General features: G+C 71.4%; 23 protein-coding genes. 10 read left to right on the forward strand and 13 right to left on the reverse strand.

What is annotated here, in order from left to right:
* The first annotated feature begins 7 nt into the window (after window positions 1-7).
* Window positions 8-943 (forward strand): 2-hydroxyacid dehydrogenase, encoded by a 936-nt coding sequence (locus EUA06_RS04240; protein ID WP_242497969.1) that lies wholly within the window; start codon window positions 8-10, stop codon window positions 941-943.
* Window positions 944-1,118: 175 nt separating this feature from the next.
* Complete coding sequence (locus EUA06_RS04245) at window positions 1,119-2,834, forward strand: sensor histidine kinase (protein WP_165354249.1); 1,716 nt, start codon at window positions 1,119-1,121, stop codon at window positions 2,832-2,834.
* On the opposite strand, the gene EUA06_RS04250 is transcribed toward EUA06_RS04245, so the two are convergent.
* Complete coding sequence (locus EUA06_RS04250; protein WP_207208210.1) at window positions 2,812-3,270, reverse strand: GNAT family N-acetyltransferase; 459 nt, start codon at window positions 3,268-3,270, stop codon at window positions 2,812-2,814. The genes EUA06_RS04245 and EUA06_RS04250 overlap by 23 nt on opposite strands.
* Before the next feature lie 106 nt (window positions 3,271-3,376).
* Here EUA06_RS04250 and EUA06_RS04255 point away from each other — a divergent pair, with 106 nt between their 5' ends.
* The 3 genes from EUA06_RS04255 (at window position 3,377) to EUA06_RS04265 (ending at window position 6,324) form a co-directional block, all read left to right on the forward strand.
* Complete coding sequence (locus EUA06_RS04255; RefSeq protein ID WP_242497970.1) at window positions 3,377-3,856, forward strand: hemerythrin domain-containing protein; 480 nt, start codon at window positions 3,377-3,379, stop codon at window positions 3,854-3,856.
* 54 nt (window positions 3,857-3,910) lie between these two features.
* Window positions 3,911-5,287, forward strand: coding sequence for an NAD(P)/FAD-dependent oxidoreductase (locus EUA06_RS04260; protein ID WP_129473801.1), 1,377 nt, complete (start codon window positions 3,911-3,913; stop codon window positions 5,285-5,287).
* 128 nt (window positions 5,288-5,415) lie between these two features.
* Window positions 5,416-6,324 (forward strand): glucose 1-dehydrogenase, encoded by a 909-nt coding sequence (locus tag EUA06_RS04265; RefSeq protein ID WP_129473802.1) that lies wholly within the window; start codon window positions 5,416-5,418, stop codon window positions 6,322-6,324.
* Between the two features lie 5 nt (window positions 6,325-6,329).
* On the opposite strand, the gene EUA06_RS04270 is transcribed toward EUA06_RS04265, so the two are convergent.
* From EUA06_RS04270 to EUA06_RS04290, 5 genes are all read right to left on the reverse strand, one after another.
* On the reverse strand, window positions 6,330-7,136 hold the full coding sequence (locus EUA06_RS04270; RefSeq protein WP_129473803.1) for a Rossmann-fold NAD(P)-binding domain-containing protein: 807 nt from the start codon (window positions 7,134-7,136) through the stop codon (window positions 6,330-6,332).
* Window positions 7,129-8,070: a PfkB family carbohydrate kinase gene (locus tag EUA06_RS04275; RefSeq protein WP_129473804.1), complete on the reverse strand. Its 942-nt coding sequence runs from the start codon at window positions 8,068-8,070 to the stop codon at window positions 7,129-7,131. The genes EUA06_RS04270 and EUA06_RS04275 overlap by 8 nt, the downstream gene beginning before the upstream one ends.
* Window positions 8,067-8,609, reverse strand: coding sequence for a cysteine hydrolase family protein (locus EUA06_RS04280; protein WP_129473805.1), 543 nt, complete (start codon window positions 8,607-8,609; stop codon window positions 8,067-8,069). Before EUA06_RS04280 ends, EUA06_RS04275 begins: the two co-directional genes overlap by 4 nt.
* A gap of 97 nt (window positions 8,610-8,706) precedes the next feature.
* Window positions 8,707-9,519, reverse strand: a complete 813-nt coding sequence (locus EUA06_RS04285) for an ABC transporter permease (protein WP_129473806.1) — start codon at window positions 9,517-9,519, stop codon at window positions 8,707-8,709.
* Entirely contained in the window at window positions 9,516-10,421 is a 906-nt protein-coding gene (locus tag EUA06_RS04290) for an ABC transporter ATP-binding protein (protein ID WP_129473807.1), read from the reverse strand. Before EUA06_RS04290 ends, EUA06_RS04285 begins: the two co-directional genes overlap by 4 nt.
* Before the next feature lie 144 nt (window positions 10,422-10,565).
* Between EUA06_RS04290 and EUA06_RS04295 the strand changes: the two genes are divergently transcribed.
* The gene (locus EUA06_RS04295) at window positions 10,566-11,618 is read left to right on the forward strand and encodes a hypothetical protein (RefSeq protein WP_129473808.1); all 1,053 of its coding nucleotides are present in this window, start codon (window positions 10,566-10,568) and stop codon (window positions 11,616-11,618) included.
* 47 nt (window positions 11,619-11,665) lie between these two features.
* Window positions 11,666-12,550 carry a DUF4064 domain-containing protein gene (locus EUA06_RS22660; protein WP_207208211.1) on the forward strand — a complete coding sequence of 295 codons (885 nt, stop codon included), beginning with the start codon at window positions 11,666-11,668 and terminating at the stop codon, window positions 12,548-12,550.
* Here the strand turns inward: EUA06_RS22660 and EUA06_RS04305 are convergent.
* Window positions 12,547-13,731: a pyridoxal phosphate-dependent aminotransferase gene (locus tag EUA06_RS04305; RefSeq protein WP_277985653.1), complete on the reverse strand. Its 1,185-nt coding sequence runs from the start codon at window positions 13,729-13,731 to the stop codon at window positions 12,547-12,549. The two genes, EUA06_RS22660 and EUA06_RS04305, sit on opposite strands and share 4 nt — an antisense overlap.
* Window positions 13,732-13,770: 39 nt before the next feature.
* Between EUA06_RS04305 and pyrE the strand changes: the two genes are divergently transcribed.
* Entirely contained in the window at window positions 13,771-14,304 is a 534-nt protein-coding gene (gene pyrE, locus EUA06_RS04310; protein WP_129473809.1) for an orotate phosphoribosyltransferase, read from the forward strand.
* Window positions 14,305-14,322: 18 nt separating this feature from the next.
* Here pyrE and EUA06_RS04315 read toward each other — a convergent pair whose 3' ends face one another.
* Window positions 14,323-15,066, reverse strand: a complete 744-nt coding sequence (locus EUA06_RS04315) for a DedA family protein (RefSeq protein ID WP_242497971.1) — start codon at window positions 15,064-15,066, stop codon at window positions 14,323-14,325.
* Window positions 15,067-15,103: 37 nt separating this feature from the next.
* Between EUA06_RS04315 and EUA06_RS04320 the strand changes: the two genes are divergently transcribed.
* Entirely contained in the window at window positions 15,104-15,793 is a 690-nt protein-coding gene (locus EUA06_RS04320; protein WP_422879744.1) for a TrmH family RNA methyltransferase, read from the forward strand.
* Between the two features lie 175 nt (window positions 15,794-15,968).
* Here EUA06_RS04320 and EUA06_RS04325 read toward each other — a convergent pair whose 3' ends face one another.
* Both EUA06_RS04325 and EUA06_RS04330 read right to left on the reverse strand, forming a co-directional pair.
* Window positions 15,969-16,460 carry a SigE family RNA polymerase sigma factor gene (locus EUA06_RS04325; RefSeq protein WP_129473810.1) on the reverse strand — a complete coding sequence of 164 codons (492 nt, stop codon included), beginning with the start codon at window positions 16,458-16,460 and terminating at the stop codon, window positions 15,969-15,971.
* The gene (locus EUA06_RS04330; protein ID WP_129473811.1) at window positions 16,457-17,371 is read right to left on the reverse strand and encodes a hypothetical protein; all 915 of its coding nucleotides are present in this window, start codon (window positions 17,369-17,371) and stop codon (window positions 16,457-16,459) included. The genes EUA06_RS04325 and EUA06_RS04330 overlap by 4 nt, the downstream gene beginning before the upstream one ends.
* A gap of 158 nt (window positions 17,372-17,529) precedes the next feature.
* Between EUA06_RS04330 and fbaA the strand changes: the two genes are divergently transcribed.
* Window positions 17,530-18,564 (forward strand): class II fructose-bisphosphate aldolase, encoded by a 1,035-nt coding sequence (gene fbaA / locus EUA06_RS04335; protein WP_129473812.1) that lies wholly within the window; start codon window positions 17,530-17,532, stop codon window positions 18,562-18,564.
* Between the two features lie 65 nt (window positions 18,565-18,629).
* On the opposite strand, the gene mctP is transcribed toward fbaA, so the two are convergent.
* From mctP to EUA06_RS04350, 3 genes are all read right to left on the reverse strand, one after another.
* Window positions 18,630-20,363, reverse strand: a complete 1,734-nt coding sequence (gene mctP, locus EUA06_RS04340) for a monocarboxylate uptake permease MctP (protein WP_129473813.1) — start codon at window positions 20,361-20,363, stop codon at window positions 18,630-18,632.
* Window positions 20,360-20,584, reverse strand: a complete 225-nt coding sequence (locus EUA06_RS04345; RefSeq protein WP_129473814.1) for a DUF3311 domain-containing protein — start codon at window positions 20,582-20,584, stop codon at window positions 20,360-20,362. Before EUA06_RS04345 ends, mctP begins: the two co-directional genes overlap by 4 nt.
* 148 nt (window positions 20,585-20,732) lie before the next feature.
* Window positions 20,733-21,152 (reverse strand): DUF3151 domain-containing protein, encoded by a 420-nt coding sequence (locus tag EUA06_RS04350; protein WP_129473815.1) that lies wholly within the window; start codon window positions 21,150-21,152, stop codon window positions 20,733-20,735.
* Window positions 21,153-21,156: the final 4 nt, after the last annotated feature.

Genomic DNA, 21,156 nt, shown 5'->3' on the forward strand with positions numbered 1-21,156 from the left:
TGGCCCGGTGACCTCCGACGCCCCGCACCCGGTCCGTGTCGTCCAGCTCGGCGGGCTGATGCCCTTCGTGCGCGAGTGGCTCGTGGAGCGGTACGCCGCCCCGGTGCTCGACGAGCTCGCGGATCCGTCCGGGATCGAGGTTGCGGTCGTCGGTGGCGGCGCCCCGGCAGGCGTGGCCGAGATGGACGCGCTGCCCGACCTGCGGGCGATCGTGAACTTCGGCGTCGGCTACGACAACGTCGACGTGGCCGAGGCCTCGCGTCGCGGGATCGTCGTGTCGAACACCCCCGACGTGCTGACCGACGCGGTCGCCGACCTCGCCGTCTTCCTGGTCGTCGACGTGCTGCGCGGGCTCACGGCCGCGGACCGCTTCGTCCGGAGCGGTGCGTGGGGTCGCGGCGAGAGGTTCCCGCTGACCCGCGACGTGCGCGGGGCGGTGGTTGGGATCCTGGGGCTCGGCCGCATCGGCACCGCAGCGGCGGAGCGGCTGGAGTCCTTCGGGGCCGAGGTGCACTACCACTCGCGCAACCTCAAGGACGTGGCCTGGACCTACCACGCGAGCGCGGTCGAGCTCGCGGCTGCGAGCGACGTGCTCGTGGTGCTCACACCGGGTGGCGCCGGCACCGAGGGCCTCGTCGACGCCGCCGTCCTCGATGCGCTCGGGCCGGACGGCTACCTGGTCAACGTCGCCCGCGGCTCGGTCGTGGACGAGGACGCGCTGGTCGCCGCGCTGGAGGAGGGGCGCCTCGCCGGCGCCGGGCTGGACGTCTTCGCCGACGAGCCGCACGTGCCCGACGCGCTGCTGGCCCGGGACGACGTGGTGCTGCTGCCGCACGTGGGGAGCGCGACCAGGCAGACGCGAGAAGGAATGGGCCGGGTCGTGCTCGACAACGTCGATGCCTTCCTCCAGCGGGGGGAGCTCATCACGCGGGTGGACGGCTGACGACTGCGACTCGAGGCCTGCGAGTTCGCGCGATTCGTTCCCCTGCGCCCGCTCATCTGTTTGGGTGGGGCAGACGCCGCGACGGACGGCAGGGGGTTCAGTGGCAGAAGCAGCAGGTACGGAGCAGCAGGACGTCGCTCCGTGGATGGACGAGCAGACACGACAGCATCTCCAGGTGCTCGTCGAGAGCGTCGCGACCCTGGCCGGCTTCGAGCAGTCCGCCATCACCCTGCGGCGGTGCCGCGACTACCTGATCCTCGTTGCCGCCGGCGTCGAGGAGGGCTTCGTCGGCACCCGCGTGCCGCTGGAGGCCATGGAGGAGGAGATGTCGCGCGCCGACGACTGGGGCGCGTGGCGCTACGTCCCGCACGAGCGCGCGAGCGCGGAGGTGCTGGCCTACAGCCACATCCCCGACACGGTCCCGCTCGACGTCGAGGACGCCTGGCACCCGCTCGACATGTTGTTCGCGCCGCTCCACGACGACGACGGTGTGCTGCGCGGGCTGCTGTCGGTCGACAGCCCCCGCAACGGTCGCAAGCCCGGCCCCGAGCAGCTTGCCGTGCTCACCCAGTACGCCGGTGTGGCGCGCACCCTGGTGCTGCTCGCGCTGGAGCGCGAGAGCCTGGCCGAGCAGGTTCGGATCACCGGCGAGGCGCGCCAGATCGTGCGCCGCGCGCTCGGCGAGCCCTCGCTCGAGCTGGTGCTGGAGGCATGCCGGGCAGCGGTCACGGAGTGCTTCGGCGCGATCGGCATGTGGCTGACGGCGTTCGTCGAGGACGGCGAGCACGCCATGACGTCGTACGCCGTGGGCAGCGACGAGACGCCACCCTTCTCCGAGATCGACGACGTCGTGATCCGGCTGGCCCACCGCTACTGGACGGACCAGTACGTCGCGCACTTCTCGCACTCGCACGCCGACCAGCCCGGACTGCCCGCGGCGGACGCGGAGCGGCTCCTCGTCTTCCTCGACCGGATCGGGATCGGGTCGGTGCTGTTCGTGCCGCTCGGCGCCGGGCCGGAGTGCCTCGGCTTCCTCGTGCTGACCCGGATCAGGGACACCCCCGAGTGGACGACCGTCGAGCGCGAGGCCGCGCTCGACATCGGCCGCGACCTGGGCCGCGCGGTCGCCAACGCCCGGCAGCTCGCACAGGAACGGGCGGTCGCCGACCACCTGCGACGCATCGACGGCTATCGCATGGAGATGGTCAACACCCTCGGCCACGAGCTGCGCACCCCGCTCTTCTCGATGACGGCGAACCTCGAGCTGCTCGACGTGGACAACCTCGGTCCCGAGGACCAGCGCTCCGTCGCTGCGGCGAGCCGCGGCGCCGAGCGGATGCGGGCCGTGATCGAGGACCTGCTGACGATGGCGCAGGTCGCCGACCCGCAGCGCGAGTTCGTTCCCGAGATGGTCGACCTGCGCCAGGTCCTCCTCGACGTCGCCGAGGAGTGCCACCACGCCGCGGCCGCGAAGTCGCAGGACTGCCGCGTGGAGGCCCCTGAGGAGCCCATCCTGGTCGCCGGCAGGTCCGACGAGCTGCACCGCATGCTCGCCAACCTCGCGAGCAACGCGATCAAGTACTCGCCCGAGGGCGCGGCGATCGACGTACGCCTCACGGCGACCGACGACGTCGTCCGGGTCGCCTTCGCCGACTCGGGCATCGGGATCTCCGAGCGCGACCAGCGGGACCTGTTCCGCGAGTTCTTCCGCTCCACCAACCCCCACGCCCTCGCCCGGCCCGGGACCGGCATGGGGCTCGCGATCGTGGATCGCATCGTGCGACGCCACTCCGGGCAGATCGACGTGGCGTCGCAGCTCGGTCAGGGGACCACGGTGTCGGTGACCCTGCCCGCCTTCGACGCCGCCCTCAGCGGAGGACCATCGTCATGAAGGTGCTGTTCGGGTCGACGACGTAGGACCCGAACGGCTCGCAAGCCACGAAGCCGGCCGCGGCGTAGAACCTGCGCGCCGGCACGAAGAAGTCCATGCTGCCGGTCTCCAGCGACACCCGCTCGACACCCCGCTCGCGCGCATCGGCCAGGACGTGGGTGAGCATGCGGCCTGCGACGCCGGTGCCGCGGCGCGCCGGATCGGTGCGCATGCTCTTGAGCTCCTCGTGCCGGTCGTCGATCGCCGCGAGGGCCGCGGTGCCGACGATCGTGTCGTCCGCCGTCGCCACCCAGAGGCGTACCTGCTCTCCCTGCAGCGCGCCGAGGTCGAGCGCGTGCCGGCTCTCGGGCGGGGCCGTCGGCTCCATGTCGTCGAGGTGCGCCTGGAGGAACGCTGCCAGCGCCGGGTCGGCGAAGTCGGCGCGGGTGATCTGCACGGGTCCGATTCTGTCCGACCCCGCGTTGCCGTCGCAGGGTTGGGGTACGGGACGTGCACACGTCCACTCGACCAGGAGGCACCCCATTTCCACTGACGCCATCGTCATGCTCAAGGACGACCACAAGCAGATCCGCAAGGTCTTCCGCGACTTCCAGGCAGCGGGCGACGGGGCCGCGGTCCGCAAGGGCAAGCTGGTCGACACGATGATCCAGCTGCTCACTCAGCACACCTACATCGAGAACGAAGTGATGTATCCCCGGGTTCGCGCCCTGCTGCCTGACCTCGAGGACGACGTTCTCGAGTCCTATGAAGAGCACCACGTCGCGGACGTCCTCGTCATGGAGCTCTCGGCGATGAAGGCCACCGACGAGCGCTTCGACGCGAAGACGACTGTGCTCATCGAGAACGTCGAGCACCACATGGACGAGGAGGAGCAGGACTGGTTCCCCAAGGTCCGTGCGGGGCTGGGGCGCAAGCAGCTGCAGGAGATCGGCGAGGAGATGGTGGCCGCGAAGAAGAAGGCGCCGAAGAAGCCCTCGCAGCCGAGCGCCCTCAAGAAGACGGTCGACGCCGTCCTGTCCTGATCCTGTGCCGCGTCCTGCATGGACGCGCACCCGGGCAGGTGCCACGGTGGGTCCATGACTCGCCGGCTCGACGTTGACTACCTCGTGGTGGGTGCCGGCGCGATGGGGATGGGGTTCGTCGACACGCTCGTCGACCACTCCCCGTCCGCGCACGTGGCGGTGGTGGACCGGCGGCACGCGGCCGGCGGCCACTGGCTGGAGGACTATCCCTTCGTCCGGCTCCACCAGTCGTCGACGTTCTACGGCGTCGCGTCGTCGGTGCTCTCCGGAGGTCGAGTGCAGGAGCGCGGACCCGAGGCGGGCCTCCAGGTGCGGGCGTCGCAGCCGGAGATCGTCGCCTACTACGCGGAGCAGGTCGAGCGGCTCCGCCAGACCGGCCGGGTCGAGGTGCTCACCGGCACCTCGTACTCCGACCGGACCGTCGTGTCGCGGATCTCCGGGCAGACGTGGCGGGTTCCCGACTCGTGCCGGATCGTGAACGCGCACTACCTCGCGCCGAGCATCCCGGCCGAGTCGTCCCCGCCCTTCGCCGTTGCCGACGACGCGCGCGTGGTCACGGTCAACGACGTCGTCCGGCTGGAAGAGGCGCCGAGCCAGTACGTCGTCGTCGGCTCGGGGAAGACCGCCACCGACGCCTGCGTGTGGCTGCTGGGCCAGGGCGTCGACCCGGGCGCGATCTGCTGGGTGCGGCCGCGTGAGCCGTGGATGCTCAACCGGGCGCTGATCCAGCCGGACCCGTCGGTGTACCTCGGCGTCCCGGCGACGATGTACGAGGCGGCCATCGCGTCGTCGTCGCTCGACGAGGTCTTCCTCCGGCTCGAGGAGGCCGGCGTGATGATGCGGATCGACCGGTCCATCACTCCGACGATGGCCAAGTCGCCGACCCTCGGCGAGTGGGAGCTCGAGCTGCTGCGATCGATCGAGGACGTCGTACGCCACGGGCACCTGCGGTCGGTCTCGCGCGGTCTGCTGTCCTTCGCCGACGGCTCGTCGGTGAAGGTCGCGGACGACGCGGTGGTCGTGCACTGCGCGGCCGACGGGCTGAAGAACCCGCCGCTGGTGCCGATCTGGGACGGCCCGACCATCACCATCCAGCCCGTGCGCGCGGGCTTCCCGTGCTTCGGCGCCGCCATCACCGGCTACGTCGAGGCGACCCGGCGCGACGACGGCGAGAAGAACCGCCTGTGCCCGCCCTCGCGCTTCGGCAACTCCCTCGCGCAGTGGGCGGAGATGAACGTCCGCGGCGCCCGCGCCGCGATGGCCTTCGGCGCCGAGCCCGACATCGCGGCCTGGGCCAACACGGTTGCGGTGAATCCCGCGCGGATCCCTGCGGGGTACTCGTCCCCGGCCCTGGACGCCGTCCGCGAGCGTCTGGCGGCGGTGACCACGCCCGGCATCGCCGCGCTCGAGCGGCTGATGGTGTCCGGCTGAGCTCGGGACGTCATACGGAAGGGGCAACCGCTTGCCCCGTCTGTATGACGTCCGGCGGCGGCGGTCTCGCATCGTGTGTCGAAGCTCGGGTACAGCCTGTCGAACCGACCCGAGACGGAGGCAGACCGATGAGCGCAGACCAGAGCCGCCAGGACCCCACCGAGCTGCACGAGCAGCCCGACACCGAGGGCGAGGAGCTCCCGAAGCCTGGCGACGAGTCGTCAGTGACGGGCGAGATGGACGCGGAGCCCGACCACGGCGAGGAGACGTACGTCGGCCACGACCGCCTGCGCGACCAGGTCGCGGTCATCACCGGAGGCGACTCCGGGATCGGCCGGGCCGTCGCCCTCGCCTTCGCGCGCGAGGGCGCCGACGTGGTCATCGCCTACCTCGAGGGGGAGGACGAGGACGCGAGGATGACCGCGCGCATCGTCGAGGACGCCGGGCGGCGCGCGGTGCTCGTGCCGACCGACCTCGTGCAGGAGGAGGCCTGCCAGGCACTGGTCGACCGGGCGGTGCAGGAGCTCGGCCGCATCGACATCCTCGTCAACAACGCGGCCTACCAGATGGCGCAGCCCGGGGGTCTCGCCGACATCACCACCGAGCAGCTCGACCGGGTGATGCGCACCAACATCTACGCGATGTTCTGGCTGTGCAGGATGGCGCTGCCGCACATGAGGCCGGGATCGACGATCATCAACACCTCGTCGATCCAGTCGTCGCAGCCCTCGCCCGCCCTGCTCGACTACGCCACGACCAAGGCCGGCATCGTGAACTTCACGCGAGGCCTGGCCCGCGCGGTCGCCGAGAAGGGCATCCGGGTCAACTCCGTGGCACCCGGCCCCATCTGGACGCCGCTGATCCCGGCCACGATGCCGGACGACAAGGTCGCGTCCTTCGGCGAGGACACCCCGCTGGGCCGCGCCGGGCAGCCGGCCGAGGTCGCGACGGCGTTCGTCTACCTCGCCTCGCCCGAGTCCAGCTACATCACCGGCGAGGTCCTCGCCGTCACGGGCGGCAACCCGGTCACCATGTGAGGCGGTCACACCCGGGCGTAGCCCTCGCGATAGCTGGCGTACGTCGGCGCCCAGCCCGTCGCGCGGAGCCTCGCGTTGGAGAGCCGCTTGCCGTGCCCCTGCTGCGGGTCGGCGGTCGGGGGAGCGGGTGCGCCCAGCCTCTCGGCGAGGTACGCCGCCACGTCCCCGAGCTGCGCGGGCTCGTCGTCGGTGCCGAGGTAGAGGCCGGCCGGCGATGCGTCCATCGTCAGCAGGTGCACGACCGCGACAACCGCGTCCTCCCGGTGGATCCGGTTGGTCCACCGGTGGGGGTCGTCGATCCGGCCGTCGCGGACCTGGTCGAGCAGCCGCGTGCTCGAGCCGCCGTACAACCCCGAGAGGCGGAGCACGGTGCCGTGCGGGATCCGCTCGTGGAACGCCTCCTCCGCAGCGACGAGCTGACGGCCAGGGCCGTCGCTCGGGGCAGCAGCAACAGACTCGTCGTCCAGCGGAGGCTGGTCGCCGCTCGGCATGACGGCGGTCGACGAGACCAGCACGGCGCGCTCGGGCGGCACCTCCAGGGCGTCGAGCGCCCTCGCCATCCCGTCGACGTATGTCGCCCGGTAGGCCTCCTCGGTGCGCGGCCGCGCAGTGAGCGCGACGACCACGAAGCGCGGGCGCACGCCCGAGAGGTCGGGTGACTCACTGGTCAGGTCGACCGATCGGCCGACGAGGGGAGCCGGCACAAGCGAGGCGTTGCGCCGCAGCGCCAGGACGGACTGGCCGAGCGGGGCCAGTCGCAGCCCGACGGCCGCGCCGAGGTCGCCGGCACCGATCAGCAGGACGTCAGCCATGGTTCGCCAGGAACTCGTCGACCTCTGCGGCCTTCGGCGCCGACTGCGGGCCGCGCCGCGTCACCTTGATCGCGGCCGCAGCATTGGCCCGCCGACAGCCCTCGACCCAGGGCGTACCGGCCGCCACCTCCGCCAGCAGCGCGCCGGTGTGGGTGTCGCCGGCGCCGTTGGTGTCGACCGGCGTCTGCGGAAACCCGGGGACGTACGTCGTCTCGCCACCGACGTGCACCGCGCAGCCCTCCGGCCCGTCGCGCACGATCGCGACCGCGTCGCCGCGCAGCAGGGGAGCGACCGCGGTGGTGAGCTCGGCGAGGTCGGTGGGCGGCTCCTGGCCGACGGCGCGGAGCAGCTCCTCGGCCTCCTCGGCGTTGCTCGACCAGACGTCGGTCAGCTCGAGCATCGCGGCGCGCACGTGCTTGCTGAGGGTGGCGAAGGCCGCGCCGGGGTCGAGCACGAGGACCACCTCCGGGTCCAGGGTCGGCAGCCACGCGAGAAGCGGCTCGCCGGTGGACTCGAGGGCGAACGAGAAGCCGGTCACGCAGACCAGGTCGCCCGGCCGTGGCTCGGACGTCGCCAGCGACGATACGGAGATCTGGCGCTCGGCGCCGAGGGTGGTGACGAACGTGCGCTCGGCGCTCGGCTCGACCATCACCACGCAGATGCCGGTGTCGCGGTCGGCGACCGGGGGAGCGGAGGCGGCGATGCCCTCTATCTCCAGCGCCGCGCGGATGAGGTCGCCATGGGGTCCGGTGCCGATCGCGCCGGCCTGCACGCACTCGGCTCCGAAGCGGGCGGCGGCGACGAGCACGGTCACCGCGCCGCCGGCGTAGTCGGTCGCCGAGGAGGCCATCACGTTCTGGCCCCGCGCGGGCAGGTCGGGCACCTCGACGACGACGTCGACCAGCGCCTGGCCGGTGTGGATGACCCGGCTCATGCCAGCACGTCAGCCGCGGTGGCGAGGGTGATCTGCGGCGGGTAGAGCGCCATCACGTCGAGTGCCGACCGGTGGTTCTCCGGGGTCGACCCGGCACAGGCATCGGTGACGACCGTGATCGTCGCGCCCGCGTCGGCGGCGGCCAGCGCGGTGGAGACGACGCAGCAGTCGGTCGAGACGCCTGCCAGCACGAGGTGCGGCGTCGGGCCGGTGATCGCCTCGAGGGCCGGCCCCCACTTGCCGAAGGTCGGCACCGAGACGACGTGGCTCCCGACCCCGTCCATCTCGGGGACCAGCGACAGCAGCGGGTCGCCCTCGGCGACGGCGGCGAAGGGCCAGGCTTCCATGTAGGCAGCCCAGCTGCCCCGCGGGTCGGGCGCGGGCACCCAGCGCGTGACGACGGTGCGGTCGCCGGCTGCGGACGCGAGTCGGCGTACGGGCTCGACGATGTCCGGGAACATGGGCGAGCCCCACTGGCTGTCGGGCGAGGCGAAGATCCGCTGCGGGTCGATGACGACCAGCCAGGCGTCGGGGTGCATGCGACCACCTTGTCAGAGCCTCAAGTCCCGGACAGACGTCAGCGGCCACCGGTCCCCCGACCGGCAGCCGCTGAGTCGCACGAGAGAAGTAGGGGGACTACTTCACCTCGGCACGCAGGACCGCGCGCAGCCCGAGGGCCAGCGGGATCCAGAGCCAGACGAGCGTCGTGACGCCGAGCTGCTGCCAGTACTCGGCGGTCATCGAGTTGTCGAAGAGCCGGGTGATCGCGAACTGCACGTCGACCCACGGCTGCAGGTCGCGGAACCACTCCTGGAAGGCCGCGAGGGTGCCGAAGGCGACGGGCAGGACGAAGGAGTAGACGAAGTAGCCGACGATCGCCGCGGCCGAGCTGCGGAACAGCACGCCGAGCATGAAGCCCATCAGCATCCCGAGCACGTTGGCCAGGACGATGTTGCCGAACTGCGACAGCGTGATGTCCCAGGTCGCGTCCAGCCTGGTGATCGCGGAGCCGAGGAGGTTGCCGAGCGCGCCGACCGCGAGGGCGACGAACATCGCGACCACGCCGACGAGCAGCGTGGCGACGACCTTGGCGGAGAGCACCCGGCCGCGCCACGGCACGAGCGTGTACGTCGTCAGGCCGGTGCGCTGGCTGTACTCACCCGTCACCGACAGGATCGCGATGATCGGCAGGACCACCGACAGCGGCATCCCGATCGCGGTGGAGAACGTGTTCTGGGTGATCGCCTCGTCCGGCGCCCAGATGATCACGGCGGCCGTGGCGAGCACGGAGATGATGCCGACGCTCGCCATCAGCCAGAAGCCGGCGCGGGTGTCGAACATCTTGCGCAGCTCGACCGTCGTCAGCCGGGTGGTGGGGATGGGGCGTACGACGCGGGCGGGCGTGGCCACCTCGGTCGTCGGACGCGGGAGGGCGGTTGCGGTGGTCATGCTGCTGCTCCTTCACGGGCTGTGTCGGCGGTGAGCTCGAGGAACATCTCCTCCAGGCCCGCGCCGTCGGCGGGGCGGAGCTCGCGCAGGACGACGCCTGCGCGGTGGGCGGTCTCGCCCACGAGCTCCGGTTCGGCGTCGACGCGCAGGCCGCCGTCGATCGGGGTGGTGACGACGGACGCCTCGTGCAGGGCACGGGCGAGGCGATCCGTCTGGGCGGGGTCGGACGTACGCACGAGGGTGCCGGCCGCGGCGAGCAGCTCGGTCTTGCTGCCCTGGGCCACGATGCGGCCCTGGCCGATGACGACGATGTCGTCGGCGATGACCTCGATCTCGTGGAGCAGGTGCGAGGAGAGCAGCACGGTGCCACCGTCGTTGGCGAAGCCGCGCAGCAGGTCGCGCATCCAGCGGATGCCGGCCGGGTCGAGGCCGTTGGCCGGCTCGTCGAGGATGAGGACCTCCGGGTCGCCGATGAGGGCGGTGGCGATGCCGAGGCGCTGGCGCATCCCGAGGGAGTAGTCGCGCACCCGGCGGCCGGCCTCATCGTCGGTGAGGCCGACACGGGCGAGGGTCTCCGCGACCTGCGCCTTCGGCAGGCCCATCGTCTGCTGGGCGATCGTGAGGATCTCGCGGCCGGTGCGTCCGGCGTGCTGTGCCGACGCGTCCAGCAGGACGCCGACCTCGAGGCCCGGGTTGACGAGCTCGCGGTAGTCGCGGCCGCCGATGGTGACGCGGCCGGAGCTGGCCCGGGTGAGGCCGACCATGACGCGCATGCTGGTGGACTTGCCGGCACCGTTGGGGCCGAGGAAGCCGGTGACCCGGCCCGTCGCGGCCGTGAAGGACACGTGGTCGACGGCCGTGAAGGGGCCGTAGTGCTTGGTGAGGGACTCGACGCTGATCATGGGTCAACCCTCGCGGGGGCAGGTGCTCGCGCACATCGGGGAGAGTGCCGAGAAGCCCCCTGAGCTCGACCCTGAGAAGACCCCGGTGCCGGCCGTCCGGGCGGGGATGCGCGCGTGTTGGGGGCCACTTGGGACACTGGACCCGTGAGCCAGCCCACCGAGCAGCGTCCGCCCCAGGTCACCCTGGCGTCGGGCATCGTCATGTTCGCCTCGATCCTGGTGCTGCTCACCGCCTGGGAGAGTGTCTCCGCCCTCGGCTCGCTCGAGACCCAGGACGCGATCCGGACCGCCCTGGCCGAGGCGCCGTTCACCTCGCTCGGCCTCGACGTGCAGTCCGCGACCGGCGTGCTGCGCGTGGTCATGATGGTCGCCGCCGCGTCGGCGTGCGCCACCGCGATCCTCGGGTGGTACGTCCGCAAGCCCGACCGCTCCGCGCGCCTCGCCCTGACGATCTTCGCCGTGCCGGTCTTCCTCAGCGGCATGACCGTCGGCGGTCTGGCCGGGTCCTTCGTCGCGGCCGGCGCGGCCATGCTCTGGCTGGCGCCCGGGCGCGAGTGGTTCGCCACGGGGAGGTGGACGCCCCCGGCACCCCGACCGGAGCCGTCGGTCCGCGAATCCGCACTCCGTCGTACGCCGCCTCCCGCCTCGCCCCCGCCGCCGCAGGGGCCGGCCGGCCAACTGCCGCCGCCTCCGTCCGGGTCGGCGTACGGCTCCCCTCCCTCGCCCCCTCCCTCGTGGCAGCAGGCGCAGCACCAGCAGCTCCACGCCCGACCCGCCGCGATGGTCGCCGCGTTCGTCATCACCGTCGTGATGGCCGGCGGGCTGCTGACGATGTCGCTGCTGTGGGTGGCGGTCGCCGGACTGTCGCCGGACTTCCTCCGGAGCGTCCTCGAGGAGCAGCCCGAGCTGGTCGACCAGGGCCTCACCTTCGACCAGGTGCGCGACACCGTGCTGGCCTTCGCCGGCGCCTTCATCGTCTGGTGCGTCGTCGCGCTCGTCCTGGCCGGCTTCGCGATGGCCCGGCGCGACTGGGCGCGACGCGGACTGATGGTGATCGCCGCGTTCAGTGCCGTGGGCTGCATGTTCTTCGTGCTCGAGAGCCCCCTCGTCGTGTTCCCGGCGATGGCGGGCGTGGCGACTGTCATCTGCCTGCGGCGGGTAGAGGTACGCCGCTGGTTCGCGCTCGAGTCGCGCTGACGCCTCGTCTGCCGGGACCTGATTGCCCGGCGTGATGGAATATCGGCATGAGTGATCCTCAGGAGCCCGGCCCGACGCACACGCCCTACGGCCAGCCGTCGGGACAGCCCGACCCCTCGGGGCAGGACAGCCCCTACGGCCCGCCGCCGACGGGACAGCCCTATGGCCAGCAGCCGCAGTACGACCAGCAGTCGTACGGCCAGCAGCCGCAGTACGGGCAGCAGTACGGCCAGCCGCAGTACGGCCAGGCCTACGGCCCGAGCGGAGACCGCCGCCCCGGCACGGTCACCGCGGCCGCCTGGATCACGATCGTCTTCTCCGGCCTCGTCGCGGTCGGCTTCGGCCTGCTCGCCCTGGCGTTCGTCGTCGCGCGCGACGAGTTCGTCGACGGGTTCGACGAGGCCATGCGCGACTCCGGGACCGTGGATCCGGGCATCAGCGCCGAGTCGGCTGCCGGACTCGTCGTGGCCTTCCTCGGTGTCTTCGCCGTCTGGTCGCTGATCGCCATCGTGCTGGCCGTCTTCGTGCTCAGGCGCTCCAACGCGGCCCGGATCCTCCTCGTCATCTCGGCGTCGGTGACGGCCCTGCTCTCACTGGTCCTGATCATGAGCGTCCTGTCGGCGCTGCCGCTCATCGCCGCGGTCGCGGTGATCGTGCTGCTGTTCTCCGGCGGTGCGGGCGACTGGTTCAAGCGCCTGCCCGCCAACGCCGGCGGCTACGGCGGCTACCCGGGCGACGCCTACGGCGCCCCGCAGGCCGGTCCCTACGGCCACTCCTCGCCCCAGCAGTCGTCGCCCTACGGCAACCCCTACGGCTCGGAGCAGGGGGCGGACTCGGCTCCGCAGTATCCGCCGCCGAGCGAGAACCCCTACGGCCAGCCGCCCGCCCAGGGCGAGGCGGACCACCCGCCGAAGGACTACCCGGGTCGTTAGGCCGTGAGGTCGGCTGCGGCGAGACGGCGTACGCCCTCCGCGATGACGTCGGGCTGCTTGCAGAAGGCCCACCGCACCAGCTGGCGCCCGGCCTCGGCGTCGTCGTAGAACCCCTGCGTCGGGATCGCGACGACGCCGGCGCGTTCGGGGAGCGCCAGGCACAGCTCGCGGCCGTCGGCCCAGCCGAGGTGCGAGACGTCGGTGGTCGCGAAGTAGGTGCCCTCCGGCACGCGGGGCTCGAGACCGGCCGCGACGAGCCCCTCACACAGCAGGTCCCGCCGGGACTGGAGGTCGCGGGCCAGCTCGCCGGGCCAGTCGGGCTCGTGGTCGAGGGCGTGCGCCACTGCGGGCTGCAGCGGTGACCCGGACGTGAAGGTCAGCCACTGCTTGGCGGCCAGCACGGCCTGCACGAGGGGTGCCGGGCCGGTGGCCCAGCCGACCTTCCAACCGGTGAAGGAGTACGACTTGCCCGCGCTGGACAGCGTCAGCGTGCGCTCCCACATGCCTGGGAGGGTCGCGATCGGCACGTGCGTGCGACCGTCGAAGACCAGGTGCTCGTAGACCTCGTCGGTCACCACCAGGACGTCGTGCTCGATGGCGAGGTCCGCGACGACCTGCAGCTCCTCACGGGTCAGCACCGTGCCCGTCGGGTTGTGCGGCGTGTTGAGCAGGACCAGCTTGGTGCGGTCGGTGATGGCGGCCCGGAGGTCGTCGGGGTCGGGGCGGAAGTGTGGCGCGCGCAGCGTGACGGGCCGGCGCCGGGCGCCGCACATGTCGAGCATGGCGACGTACGAGTCGTAGTAGGGCTCCAGCACGACGACCTCGTCGCCCGGGTCGACGAGGCCGAGGAGGGCGGCGGCGACGGCCTCGGTGCACCCCGTGGTGACGACGACCTCTCGGTCGGGGTCGACCTCGAGGCCGTAGTGGCGCTGCTGGTGTCGCGCGATCGCCTGACGCAGGGCCGGGATGCCGATGCCGGGTGCGTACTGGTTGGCGCCCGACTCCAGCGCTGCCCGGGCGGCCCGAACCACCGAGGCCGGCCCGTCGACGTCGGGGAAGCCCTGCCCCAGGTTGAGCGCGCCGGTCCGCAGCGCCAGCGCCGACATCTCGCTGAAGACGGTGGGCGGGATGTGGGCCAGGCGGGTCGCCAGGGGCCTGCTGGACTGATCGGCGGTGGGCACGCGACCACGCTACCCATCCGCCTCACTAAGGTCGGACCCGTGACCACGGACCCACACCTCGCCGCCGACATCGACGCCGCCTGCCGCCTCACCGGACAGTTCACGCTCCGCTCGGGCCAGGTCGCCGACACCTACTTCGACAAGTACCTCTTCGAGGCCCAGCCCGACCTGCTCGACCGCGTGGCGGCGCAGATGGTTGACCTGCTGCCCGAGGACACCGAGCTGCTCGGCGGCCTCGAGCTCGGCGGCATCCCGATCGCCACGATGGTCAGCTCGCGCACCCGTCTGCCGGCCCTCTTCGTGCGCAAGAAGGCCAAGGAGTACGGCACCGCCAAGCTCGCCGAGGGTCCGGACGTCGCCGGTCGCCGGATCACCATCATCGAGGACGTCATCACCACCGGCGGCGCCGTGCGCGACGCCACCAACGCGCTGCGCGAGCTCGGTGCCGTCGTCGAGGTGGTCGTCTGCGCGATCGACCGCTCACCCGCCGACGAGAACCCGCTCGCCGACGTCGGTCTCGAGATCAGGTCGGTCCTGACCCGCGCCCAGCTCGACGCCGCCTCCTCGACCTGAGCCGACGGCGTACGACCGTCAGTCGAGGTCGCGACCGGTGATGTCGCGGTCCGGGCCGCCGTCGTGGGGGCCGACCTCGGCGCCGGGGGCGTCGGTGCGGCGGTGGCGCCACCACTCGACGACGATCGGGATGAGCGAGAACGCCACGATGACGATGACGAGCTTGTCGATGCTCTCGCCGAGCGTCGGGAACGCGTCGCCGAGGAAGTAGCCGAGCAGCATGACCGACACGACCCACAGCACGGCGCCGACGAGGCTCCAGAGGAAGAAGCGGGCCCGGTCCATCCGGGTCACGCCGGCGACCACCGTGATGTAGGTCCGCACGAAGGGCACGAAGCGCCCGATGACGAGGGCCTTGTTGCCGTGGCGGTCGAAGAACGCGGTGGTCTGGTCGAAGTACTTGCGCTTGATGATCCGCCCGTCGCGCTCGTAGAGCGGCGGGCCGATCTTGCGGCCGATCTCGTAGCCGACGACGTTGCCGAGGAAGGCGGCCACGGTGAGGAGTGCCATCGCGATGAGCAGCTCCACGAGGGGCGGCCCCGGGAACAGGTCGAGCTGGCCGGTGACGATGAACAGCCCGAGCGCGAAGAGCAGCGTGTCGCCCGGGAGGATCGGGAAGAACAGCCCGCACTCCACGAAGACGATCAGCAGGCTGATCCAGAACAGCTCCGCGCCGAAGCGGTCGAGCAGGTAGTTCGGGTCCATCCAGTCGATGCCCAGCAGCAGCGGGGTGACGATGCCGGCCAGGTCGGGGAGGTTCACGCGCGTCACCCTAACCAGCGCTTCCTATTGTTCTCGCATGCACGAGGACTCGTACGACGTCGGCCGGGCGCCCTACGACCCGATGCCCCACGGCCGGCCGGAGGTCGGCGTGGGTCCGTGGGAGGGGGAGTGGCCCGAGGGCGAGCACTGGGACCCCGAGCTGCTGCGCGACGGTGACCGCCGCAACGTCGTGGACCGTTACCGCTACTGGACCCTCGACGCGATCGTCGCCGACCTCGACACGAGGCGGCACGGCTTCCACGTCGCGATCGAGAACTGGCAGCACGACTTCAACATCGGCACGATCGTGCGCACCGCCAACGCCTTCCTCGCCGCCGAGGTGCACATCGTCGGCAACCGTCGCTGGAACCGGCGCGGCGCGATGGTGACGGACCGCTACCAGCACGTCCGCCACCACGACGACGCCGCGGCACTGGCGACGTACCTCCACGCGCTCGAGCAACCCGTCCGGCTGCTCGGCATCGACAACCTGCCGGGCTCGGCCCACCTCGAGACGATGGAGCTGCCGCGCGACGTGTGCTTCCTCTTCGGCCAGGAGGGTCCCGGGCTCTCCGAGCAGGCGCGCGGGGTCTGCGACGGCACCTTCTCAATCGCGCAGTTCGGCTCGACCCGCTCCATCAACGCCAGCTCCGCGGCAGCCATCGCGATGCACAGCTGGATCAGGGAGTACGCCGACCTGGGCGGCGCGGACGCCTGGCGCGGCTGATCAGCCCATCCCCCGCCCGGGACGTGCAAAGCGGCCCGGGAAGACCCCACGTGATCCCGGACCGCTCCGCCCCCCGTTGGCTGGTGGGAGCCATGAGCACAAGTTAGGGCGCACCGGGTGTCGCTGCCATACCCGTGAGGGTGCAGTGACCCTCCCCCAACCATGGACAGAGCGGTCAGCGCTGTGTCGCGAGGACCGCTTCCAGGGCGGCCAGGCCGCGGCTGCTGTGGCTCTTGACGGTGCCCTCGCTGATGCCGAGCTCGCCGGCGGTCTCGCGCACCGACAGCCCGAGCCAGTGCCGCAGGACGACGACCTTGCGCTGCTGCTCGGGCAGGTCCTGAAGCGCGTCGAAGAGCGCGGACCGCTCCTCGAGCGGTGTCGACTCGTCCGCCGCGTGCTCCGGCAGCCGGTCGCTGGGACGCTCGCGGCGCCACGGCCGGCGGGACTCGTCGATGTTGGCGCGCACCATGATCTGGCGGCAGTAGGCCTCCTCGCCGCCCTCGTGCCGGATCCGCGGCCACGCGACGTAGAGCTTGGTCAGCGCGGTCTGCATCAGGTCGTCGGCGCGGTGCCAGTCGCCGCACAGGGCGTACGCGATCCGGCGCAGGTGTGTCTGCCGAGCGGCGACGAACTCCGAGAAGGCCGCGTCGCGGTCGGGGTCCCTCATCGCATGCCCGCCCCGGAGGAGTACTGCCCGCGGGCCCAGTCGATGAAGGCGGCCATCGAGTCGAAGGTGCCGCCGGCCGGGATCACGTCGAGCGTGCCGTCGATCACCCGGTAGGCCGCGAACTCCGAGCGGCCGTCCACGACGAGGCGTACGACACCGGTCTCGGTGGCGCCCGCCCCGAAGCTCTCGCCCAGGTCGACGTCGGCGCGCTGCTCGGAGATGACGACGCCCGGGCGGGCCGTCGCGACGTTGCCGGACCCGTCCAGGACCAGCCAGGGCTGACCACTCGTGTCGCCGCTCGACGGCGTGACACCGTTGGCGACGTCCAGGGTCGTCCGGCTCCGGACCGCCTGGTCGAGCCAGCCGTCGAAGTCGCCGGTCGCGCGCACGGTGGTCATCGACGAGCTGTCGTCGGGGTGGGCCGTCAACAACGAGTAGTACTCGGTCTCGTACATCATCACCCGGATGCCGACCGAGCGGCCCATGCCGGCCGGGTAGCCCATGGGGTTCGCGACCCGCTCCAGCACCGGTCCGGCGCCCGTCGAGAGCACCAGGCCCTCATAGGTCAGGGTCGCGGGGTTCCCCTGCTCCTCCGCCTTCTCGCGAGTCACCTCGCGCATCCGCTCGAGCCGGGCCTTCCGCGCCTCGCGCGCCGACATCGTCGGCTGGGCGTCCGTCGTGGGCGACGGCCCCTGGGTCGCCACGGGGGCGTCGCCGCGCGGCGCGGTCCCGGGGCTGCTCGCCCAGGCGGCGCCCACGCCGACCGCCATCGAGGCGACGATCGCGAACGACGCGGCACGGCGACGGCGTACGGCCGTCCGCCCGGCAGCGACGTAGTGCCCCGGGGGCAGGTCGTGCCCGGTGCCGAACGAGCTGTCCAGCTCGTGCTGCCAGTCGACGTCGGTGCCCATCAGATGTCCTTCCCCCACGTGGAGTCTTGCACCGGTGGACACGGATCGCGGTCGGCGTCGGTTGTCACGTGGTGAGACGGAATCCGGCCGCGAAAGCGACCCGCGGGTAGCCACTAGGGTTGTGAGCGCCAGTTGGAACGTTCCCGAGGAGAACCCCGATGCCCATCGCCACCCCCGAGGTCTACGCGCAGATGCTGGACGCCGCGAAGGAGAAGTCCTTCGCCTACCCCGCCATCAACGTCTCGTCGTCCCAGACCCTCAACGCCGCGCTCAAGGGGTTCGCCGACGCCGGCTCCGACGGCATCATCCAGGTCTCGACCGGCGGCGCGGAGTACCTCTCCGGCCCCTCGGTCAAGGACATGGTCACCGGCTCCGTCGCGTTCGCCGCGTACGCCGCCGAGGTCGCGAAGAACTATCCCGTCAACATCGCGCTGCACACCGACCACTGCCCCAAGGACAAGCTCGACGGCTTCGTCCGCCCGCTGCTCGACATCTCCGCCGAGCGCGTCGCGCGCGGCGAGGCACCGCTCTTCCAGTCGCACATGTGGGACGGCTCGGCCGTGCCGATGGACGAGAACCTCGAGATCGCCGAGGAGCTGCTCGCCAAGTGCGCCGCGGCCCACATCATCCTCGAGATCGAGGTCGGCGTCGTCGGCGGCGAGGAGGACGGCGTCGCCAACGAGATCAACGACCAGCTCTACACGACGCCCGAGGACGCCATCGCCACCATCAAGGCGCTCGGCGCCGGCGAGCGCGGCCGCTACATGACGGCGCTGACCTTCGGCAACGTCCACGGCGTCTACAAGCCCGGCAACGTCAAGCTCCGCCCGGAGATCCTCAAGCTCGCGCAGGAGGCGGCCGCCTCCGAGCTCGGCCTGGGCTCCGACGCCCGGCCCTTCGACCTCGTCTTCCACGGCGGCTCGGGCTCCACCGCGCAGGAGATCAGCGACGCCGTCGACTTCGGCGTGGTGAAGATGAACGTCGACACCGACACGCAGTACGCCTTCACGCGTCCCGTCGCCGGCCACATGTTCGCCAACTACGAGGGCGTGCTCAAGGTCGACGGCGAGGTCGGCAACAAGAAGCTCTACGACCCGCGTGCCTGGGGCAAGGCGGCCGAGGCCGGCATGGCCGCGCGCATCGTCGAGGCCTGCGAGAACCTGCGCTCCGCGGGGACCTCGCTCTCCAGCTGATCATTGCCGCGAGCGGTGCGTGAGGGTCCTCCTCACGCACCGCTCGACGGAAGCGGACGTACGACCTAGCGCGCCGGCGCGTTGCCCGGGATGTCGTCCGGGTCGCCGTACGCCTCGTCGTGCGTGGAGTGCTCGGCGAGGTCCTTCTGCACGCGCGGGTCGTCCGCGTCGGCGAAGTAGTCGAACGGGATCGTCTCGTCCTTGCCGTTGGAGACCTTGAGGGCGTTGAGGATCGCGGTCAGCACCACGGCGAGCACCACGTTGATGACGAACGCCGTCACCGCGATGTAGCCCATCTTCTCCATCCCCGGGATGAGGGCCAGCGAGCCGCCGAAGTGCTTGCCGGTCACCGGGTTGACGACCTGGTAGGCCTCGATCGTGCCGTAGACCATGCCGGCCGCCCAGCCCACCAGCAGGGCGTAGCGGTGGAACCACCGGGTGAAGAGGCTGAACACGATCACCGGGAAGGTCTGCATCATCCAGATGCCGCCAAGGAGCTGGAAGTTGATCGCGTTCTGCTTGTCGAGCGTCAGCACGAAGACCAGCGCGAACGCCTTCACCAGCAGCGACATCAGCTTGGAGACCTTCGCCTCCTGCGCCGGGGTGGCGTCCTTCTTGAGCCACTCCTTGTAGATGTTGCGGCTGAACGTGTTGGCCGCGGCGATCGACATGATCGCGGCCGGCACCAGCGCACCGATCGCGATCGCGGCGAAGGCGACCCCGGCGAACCAGGCCGGGAACATGTCCTCGAACAGCTGCGGGATCACCAGCTGCGCGTTCGCCTCGCCGTCGAGGCCGATCGGCTGCGTCCCGGCCGCGATGGCGACCCAGCCGAGCAGGGCCAGCAGGCCGAGCACGAAGGAGTACGCCGGGAGGATGGCGGCGTTGCGGCGGACCGTGTTGCGCGAGTTGGACGACAGCGACGCGGTGATCGAGTGGGGGTACATGAACAGCGCCATCGCCGAGCCGAGTGCGAGGGTGGCGTACGCCCAGAAGGCACCGGAGCCGGGCACGAAGGACGAGGTCGGGTTGAGCCCGGCCTCGACCGCCGCCTCGTTGTTGGCGTTCATCTTGTCCTCGGCAGCACCGAAGATCGCCTCCCACCCGCCGACCTGGCCGGGTAGGTAGATGATCGCGACGATGATCACGAGGTAGATCAGGATGTCCTTCACGAAGGCGATCACCGCAGGGGCCCGCAGGCCGCTGGAGTAGGTGTAGGCCGCGAGCAGCGCGAACGCGATGAAGAGCGGGGCGTCCTTGGCGACGATGTTGTCGCCGCCCCCGAGCCCGGCCACCTCGAGCACCGCCTGGATGCCGACGAGCTGCAGGGCGATGTAGGGCATCGTCGCCACGAAGCCGGTGACCGCCACCGCGAGCGACAGCGTGCGGTCGTCGTACCTCCCGCGGACGAAGTCGGCGGTGGTGACGTAGCCGTGGCGGTGGCTCACCGACCAGAGTCGCGCCATGAAGATGAAGATGATCGGGTAGAGGATGATCGTGTAGGGCACTGCGAAGAAGCCGGCCACGGCGCCGGTCGCGAACATCGCCGCCGGCACGGCGACGAAGGTGTACGCCGTGTAGAGGTCGCCGCCGAGCAGGAACCACGTGATCCACGTGCCGAACGAGCGGCCACCCAGGCCCCACTCGTCGAGCGACTCGAGCGACTCCGCGCGCTTGAAGCGCGACGCCATGAAGCCCGCGACGGTGACGAGCAGGAAGAGCACGATCAGCACCGTCAGGGCGACGCCGTTGATCCCGCCGGTCTCGGCGGCCAGCACGGTGGTGAGCTGCGGCGTCATCGGTCCTCACCCACCTTGTGCGTGGTCTTGCCGCGCGCCGAGAGGGTCAGCTTGTAGGCCGTCCAGGTGAGCGCCGAGCAGATGAAGACCCAGAGGAACTGGTACCAGAAGAAGAAGGGGAAGCCGAAGAGCTTCGGCTCGACCTTGGCGTAGTGCGGCACCCAGAGGAGCACGACGACTGGGATGACGAGCAGGACGCCGGCGAGGGCCATCTTGCGCATGTCGGTCGGTGGTGGGCCATGTTCAGGGCGCGACTGTGGAGGTGTGTTCCCGGGATTCATGGCCAGCAACCTACTCGCGCGGTGACGGCCGTCACTGCGTCACTGCGGAGGGGCCCGCGACCAGCGGTCGGTCTGGCGCGACGAGCGGTCAGGCGAGCAGCTCGTCCGCGGCGGTCGCGCTCGAGTCGCGGAGGAAGGTCGAGCAGCGCTCCCACTCGTGCGTCTCGCCGATCGCCTGCGCCGCAAGGGCGAGCAGGGCGAGCGAGCGGAGGAAGCCGCGGTTGGGCTCGTGCTCCCACGGCACCGGGCCGTGGCCCTTCCAGCCGTTGCGGCGCAGCATGTCGAGCGAGCGGTGGTAGCCCACGCGGGCATAGGCGTAGACCGTCACCGCATCGGCGCCGGCCTCGCGCGCCTGCTGTGCCAGGGCGGCCCAGGCAGCCGGGGACTCCGGGTGGCGGCGTACGACCGCTGCCGGGGCGTCGCCACCGGCGAGCTCGGCGTCCGCCGGGTCCGCGGGCAGGTGGGTGGGGGGAGGGCCGGCCATCAGGTCGCCGCCGAAGGTGGTCATGCCC

The organism is Nocardioides glacieisoli (assembly GCF_004137245.1).
Classification (GTDB): domain Bacteria; phylum Actinomycetota; class Actinomycetes; order Propionibacteriales; family Nocardioidaceae; genus Nocardioides; species Nocardioides glacieisoli.

What these genes read in the sequence shown, in the direction of transcription:
- EUA06_RS04265 (WP_129473802.1), top strand. Translation starts at nt 5,416, where the DNA reads ATGAGCGCAGACCAGAGCCGCCAGGACCCCACCGAGCTGCACGAGCAG.
- EUA06_RS04330 (WP_129473811.1), bottom strand. Translation starts at nt 17,371, where the DNA reads ATGGGCACCGACGTCGACTGGCAGCACGAGCTGGACAGCTCGTTCGGC.
- fbaA (WP_129473812.1), top strand. Translation starts at nt 17,530, where the DNA reads ATGCCCATCGCCACCCCCGAGGTCTACGCGCAGATGCTGGACGCCGCG.
- EUA06_RS04285 (WP_129473806.1), bottom strand. Translation starts at nt 9,519, where the DNA reads ATGACCACCGCAACCGCCCTCCCGCGTCCGACGACCGAGGTGGCCACG.
- mctP (WP_129473813.1), bottom strand. Translation starts at nt 20,363, where the DNA reads ATGACGCCGCAGCTCACCACCGTGCTGGCCGCCGAGACCGGCGGGATC.
- EUA06_RS22660 (WP_207208211.1), top strand. Translation starts at nt 11,666, where the DNA reads ATGAGTGATCCTCAGGAGCCCGGCCCGACGCACACGCCCTACGGCCAG.
- EUA06_RS04290 (WP_129473807.1), bottom strand. Translation starts at nt 10,421, where the DNA reads ATGATCAGCGTCGAGTCCCTCACCAAGCACTACGGCCCCTTCACGGCC.
- EUA06_RS04270 (WP_129473803.1), bottom strand. Translation starts at nt 7,136, where the DNA reads ATGGCTGACGTCCTGCTGATCGGTGCCGGCGACCTCGGCGCGGCCGTC.
- EUA06_RS04325 (WP_129473810.1), bottom strand. Translation starts at nt 16,460, where the DNA reads ATGAGGGACCCCGACCGCGACGCGGCCTTCTCGGAGTTCGTCGCCGCT.
- EUA06_RS04260 (WP_129473801.1), top strand. Translation starts at nt 3,911, where the DNA reads ATGACTCGCCGGCTCGACGTTGACTACCTCGTGGTGGGTGCCGGCGCG.
- EUA06_RS04275 (WP_129473804.1), bottom strand. Translation starts at nt 8,070, where the DNA reads ATGAGCCGGGTCATCCACACCGGCCAGGCGCTGGTCGACGTCGTCGTC.
- EUA06_RS04320 (WP_422879744.1), top strand. Translation starts at nt 15,104, where the DNA reads ATGCACGAGGACTCGTACGACGTCGGCCGGGCGCCCTACGACCCGATG.
- EUA06_RS04345 (WP_129473814.1), bottom strand. Translation starts at nt 20,584, where the DNA reads ATGCGCAAGATGGCCCTCGCCGGCGTCCTGCTCGTCATCCCAGTCGTC.
- EUA06_RS04350 (WP_129473815.1), bottom strand. Translation starts at nt 21,152, where the DNA reads ATGACCACCTTCGGCGGCGACCTGATGGCCGGCCCTCCCCCCACCCAC.
- EUA06_RS04255 (WP_242497970.1), top strand. Translation starts at nt 3,377, where the DNA reads ATGCTCAAGGACGACCACAAGCAGATCCGCAAGGTCTTCCGCGACTTC.
- EUA06_RS04280 (WP_129473805.1), bottom strand. Translation starts at nt 8,609, where the DNA reads ATGCACCCCGACGCCTGGCTGGTCGTCATCGACCCGCAGCGGATCTTC.